This is a genomic window from Clostridium sp., assembly GCF_032552055.1.
Classification (GTDB): Bacteria; Bacillota; Clostridia; order Clostridiales; family Clostridiaceae; genus Clostridium.
The window spans coordinates 1-3162 of record NZ_JAWGSV010000316.1; the positions used below are offsets into that span (position 1 = coordinate 1).

3 protein-coding genes and 1 riboswitch are annotated in these 3162 nt (G+C 30.7%); all 3 genes read left to right on the forward strand.

Annotated elements, in window-relative coordinates:
* Nucleotides 1–355 (forward strand): hypothetical protein (locus E6248_RS14800; RefSeq protein ID WP_316341550.1); only part of this gene is annotated, 355 nt, incomplete at its 5' end.
* A 233-nt stretch (nt 356–588) separates the two neighbouring features.
* Nucleotides 589–1575, forward strand: coding sequence for an asparaginase (locus E6248_RS14805; protein WP_316341551.1), 987 nt, complete (start codon nt 589–591; stop codon nt 1573–1575).
* A 56-nt stretch (nt 1576–1631) separates the two neighbouring features.
* A riboswitch (purine riboswitch) is annotated at nt 1632–1733 on the forward strand.
* Nucleotides 1734–1813: 80 nt separating this feature from the next.
* The coding region (locus E6248_RS14810; RefSeq protein WP_316341552.1) for an NCS2 family permease at nt 1814–3162 on the forward strand (1349 nt) is incomplete at its 3' end.

A 3162-nucleotide genomic window follows, 5' to 3' on the forward strand; every position in this document is an offset into this window, starting at 1 on the left:
TAATAAATTAGCTGAAGACTTAGGAGTGAAATTTACAGGTACCATATATGCGTCCCCAGGGGTATTAAAGCATATTAAAAAGAAGCACGGTAAACATTTAAGTAAAAAAGTATTAGGAAATATTATTGAATATATGAAGTGTGTAATAGAAGGCCCAGACTATGTAGGGGTATATTGTATAACTGATGATGGAGCTCATATTGAGTTTATTAAAGAAGGAAATGTAAATATACTAATAGGTATTGAAATTGATTATAGGAAAGACTATATTAATGTATCTACCATGTATCCAATAACAGATAGTAAGATTGATAGCAGAATCTTTAGTGGTAAATTAATAAGATATACTGATTAATTAATAGTTGAAAGTAAAGAATTAAGGATATATAATAATATAGTAGTTTTAATAATTAATTGTTGAGGTGAGAAAAGGCTCCTCATACGCTGGTTCAGTAAAAAGAGATGTAGGATACGCCGCCCTACCAACAATATATTATATTTATTTGTTTTAAAATTTGTAATTGTTAATTTGGGGTTGTTTTTAAGCAGCCCTTTTTGATTTTCTTATTAAACTTTAGGAGGAGAGCCATGAAAAAGGTAGCAGTAGTATTTAATGGTGGAACTATATCTATGAAGGTAGATGAAAGAATAAAAGCAGCAGTGCCTAGTCTTACAGGGGAAGAAATAATGTCTATGGTTACTGGAATTGAAAATTATGCAGAAGTAGAGTCGTATAGTTTTTCTAGTAAACCTTCACCTCATATGACTTTAGAAGATATGGTTGAATTAAGTAAATTAATAAAAAAATTAGTTGAAAGAGATGATATAGAAGGTGTTGTTTTAACTCATGGAACTGATACTTTAGAAGAAACGGCATATTTTTTAGATCTAACTATTGATACAGAAAAAGTAATAGTAGTAACAGGTGCTATGAGAAGTAGTTCAGAACTTGGATATGATGGACCATTTAATTTAGCTACTTCAATTTGTACTGCAATTTCTGAGGATGCAAAGGGAAGAGGAGTGCTAGTATGTTTTAATGGAGAATTAAATTCTGCATCAGAAGTAACTAAAGCTAATTCAATGGCATTAAGTGCTTTTAAGACACCTAATTTTGGACCTATAGGAATAGTAGATAATAATAAAGTTTTATTTTATAGAAAAACTATTAAACATAGAGTATATAATATATCTGAAGTAGTAGAAAAAGTTGCATTAATTAAATGTGCAGCTGATATGGATTCTGAGTATTTAAATTTCTTAGTTGACAATAATTATAAAGGTATAGTTATTGAAGCACTAGGAAGAGGAAATGTACCACCTAAAATGGTTGATGGAATAAAAAGAGCTTTAAATAGCAATATTCCTGTAGTTATTGTTTCTAGATGTTTTGAAGGGAGAGTCTTTGAATCCTATGGATATGATGGTGGAGGAAAAATGCTTAAGGACTTAGGAGTATTTTTCGAAGAAAGTATGCCAGGTCAAAAGGCAAGAATAAAGCTTATGGTAGCATTATCAAGTGACAAAGCTATTGATATAAAAGAATCTTTTAAGAAAAATACGAATCATAATTAAAAAAGAATGTAATTTATACGTAGTTATTGACAAAAAAGCGCGAAGAATATATAATAATATTCGTAAGAAGGATAACTCATATAGTATTGACGATAAGGGTCAAAAGTTTCTACCGAGATACCGTAAATATCTTGACTATGAGTATGGTGCTTATTGGCATTTTCAAAATTCTAAGAGTTATCTTATTTAAGATGAATCTTAGAATTTTTTTTACGAATAAAAACATAGGGGGATACAAATGGAAAACTCACAACAAAAACAAGGTTTACTACCTATTTTACAAAACAAAAATGTAAATATGAAAAGAGAAATTATGGCAGGGGTTACTACCTTTTTAACTATGGCATATATAGTTGCAGTAAATCCTAACATACTATCTGAAGCAGGAATGCCAGCAGGAGCATTAGTTACAGCTACATGTTTAGCAGCAGCTATTGGATGTATATTAATGGGGTTATTTGCTAATTTACCTTTTGCTTTAGCTTCTGGAATGGGACTTAATGCTTTCTTTGCTTTTTCAGTAGTAATTGGCATGGGAATATCATGGGAAATGGCATTAACTGCAGTATTTATTGAAGGGATTATATTTATACTTTTATCATTATTCAAAGTTCGTGAAGCGGTAGTTAATTCAATACCTATGACTATGAAGCATGCAGTTACAGCAGGTATAGGTATATTCATAGCATTTATTGGAATGGTTGGTTCAGGATTAGTTATAAATGATGATGCTACATTAGTAAAAATGGGAGAATTTTCACCTACAGTAATGATTGCTTTAACTGGATTAATAATTATTGCAGTATTAGATAAGAGAAAAGTTAAGGGATCTATATTATTTGGTATTTTAACTAGTACTTTATTAGCTTGGGGATATGCTTTAATGAATCCTGAAGTGGCAGCAAACCTTGGTATATTTTTACCAGAAGGTATATTTAAATTTGAAAGTATAGCACCTATAGCAGGGAAAATTGATTTTTCACATTTCTTTACTGCGGAGTCTGCTGGTAAATTAATCGTGGTAATTTGTACTTTCTTATTTGTTGATTTCTTTGATACTGTTGGAACACTAGTAGGTGTTGCTTCAAGAGCGAATATGCTAGATGAAAAAGGAAATGTTCCAAACGCAGGTAGAGCTTTATTAGTAGATGCTATTGCTACAACTATAGGAGCTGCTTTAGGAGTTTCTACAGTTACTACATATGTTGAAAGTTCAACAGGAGTTGCAGCAGGTGGAAGAACTGGATATACAGCAATAACTACAGGAGTTTTATTCTTAATTGCTATGTTCTTTTCTCCAATATTTATAGCTATTCCATCATGTGCAACTGCACCAGCTCTAATTTATGTTGGTTACTTAATGCTTGGAGCTGTTAAAAATATAGATTTCGATAATATTACTGAAGGTTTACCAGCATTTATTACAATTGCTGGAATGGCTTTAACATATAGCATTGGAGATGGATTAACTTTAGGAATATTATCATATGTTATTATTAATTTAATTTACAATGTAATATGCAAGGATAAAGAAAACAGAGTTAAAGTATCTCCTGTAATGATTGTGCTTGCAATAATATTTATGAT

Bases quoted from the DNA above. Each gene is read 5' to 3' on its own strand.
- E6248_RS14805 (WP_316341551.1), top strand. From the start codon at position 589: ATGAAAAAGGTAGCAGTAGTATTTAATGGTGGAACTATATCTATGAAG.